Here is a 1,470-nt window from a genome sequence, read left to right on the forward strand (position 1 = left end):
GAGGCATCATCAATATGTGTGGTAGCATTTAGGCAGCCTTGCTAGATGATTCTCTCGATTCCGATTCCCATTCGTAGGCTATCTTTACATCGACATAGGAACAGCTCAACATTATCAGCGACAGCATGTTGTTCATGTTCCTGAAGCCATAGGCAGTCCGTATCAGTAGCTTTATCTTGTTGTTCGTCGCCTCGATCCTTGCGTTTGACACGCCCAGCCTGATTGTGTTGAGGATTCCGTCGTAGTTACGCTTGATCTTTGCGTACAGATCCTTTACTGAGCCGATGCGTGAGTGGCTTGCACGCCACAGCCACCTGTCCAGATTTTCCCTGGCATCGTCATAGCCCATCTTCAGGATGATGCGCAGTTCCTCCTTGAGCTGGTATGCCCTGTAGAGACGCGGATAGCGGCTTGCTATGAGTTCTATTTTTCTCTGCTGGCTTTCGTTAAGGTTCTCTGGAGCCTTGCCCAGAGCGTACCTGGAGTTCTTTATCCCCTCCGCGGTGCGGTCCTTCGGGACGCTATCCTTCGTGGGCCTGCCTCGGCCCCGTTTCTGATTGCGGTTTTCCTTGCGGGCCTCCTTCCAGGCTTCCACACGGACCTTGTCCAGGGCTTCTGTCGCCCACTGTACGACATGGAAGCTGTCCACGCACCGTTCGGCATTGGGCAGGAACTCCTCGATGCTTGACCTTATCCACTTGGCTCCGTCACAAGTCACAAGCTCCACGCCCTTGCGCTGCTCTTCGCTGAGTTCCCTCATGAAGAGGTCCAGCACCTCCTTCCCGTAGCCCTCGTGGACCCAGATCACGCAGCGCCTGTCGTGATCCACTACCACCGTTATGTACTTGTGCCCTTTCTTGTAGCTGGTCTCGTCGATGCCTATGCGCCTGAAGATGCAGCCTGCCTTGATCGGCCTTGTGTCCAGGCGATCCCATACGCGGTCGGCAATTTCCCCCACGGTATTCCAGGCGATGCGTAGCTGCTTTGCGACAGCCTTTTTCGACATGCTGCATACGGCCCATGCGACCTGCTGCTCGAAGGCGTCGGTGAAGCCTGACCTGTGGCTTGCCCACGGCACCTTCACCGTTTTTACGCCGCATTTCTTGCACTTCACCCTGTAGGTGTCCATCCTGATGAAGCCCATCTTCGTGCCGAGATCGAGCGTCCGCCATACCCTCTGTTCCCGGCCGTTGTCGTAGAGCTTCCCTTTTCGCCCACAACAGCCGCACCTGCTGGCGTTGCCCTTGGTGAGTCTTACCGTGATGGTGACCGTGGTGTCGGTTTGCTCCTGCTTGACGACTGAACAGCCGTTGACATTGAAGATGGATTTGTATAATTTTGACATGGGCTTTTTCTTCTGTTTTTTTTGGCGATTAAATTTTAGAAAATAGCCCATTTTTTTTGTTTGATTTAGGCGAAAGTCAACAAAAAAAGGGTGGCGAAGCCACCCACACATGTTGATGAAGAGCC

At 53.5% G+C, this 1,470-nt stretch carries 1 protein-coding gene; it reads right to left on the bottom strand.

What is annotated here, in order from left to right:
- Positions 1 to 28: 28 nt before the first annotated feature.
- Positions 29 to 1,345 carry an ISL3 family transposase gene (locus B0H50_RS13015; protein ID WP_100425318.1) on the bottom strand — a complete coding sequence of 439 codons (1,317 nt, stop codon included), beginning with the start codon at positions 1,343 to 1,345 and terminating at the stop codon, positions 29 to 31.
- Positions 1,346 to 1,470 lie beyond the last annotated feature (125 nt).

This window comes from Hallerella porci (assembly GCF_003148885.1).
Taxonomy (GTDB): Bacteria; Fibrobacterota; Fibrobacteria; order Fibrobacterales; family Fibrobacteraceae; genus Hallerella; species Hallerella porci.

Coding starts and splice junctions, on each gene's coding strand:
- B0H50_RS13015 (WP_100425318.1), bottom strand. CDS start 1,345: ATGTCAAAATTATACAAATCCATCTTCAATGTCAACGGCTGTTCAGTC.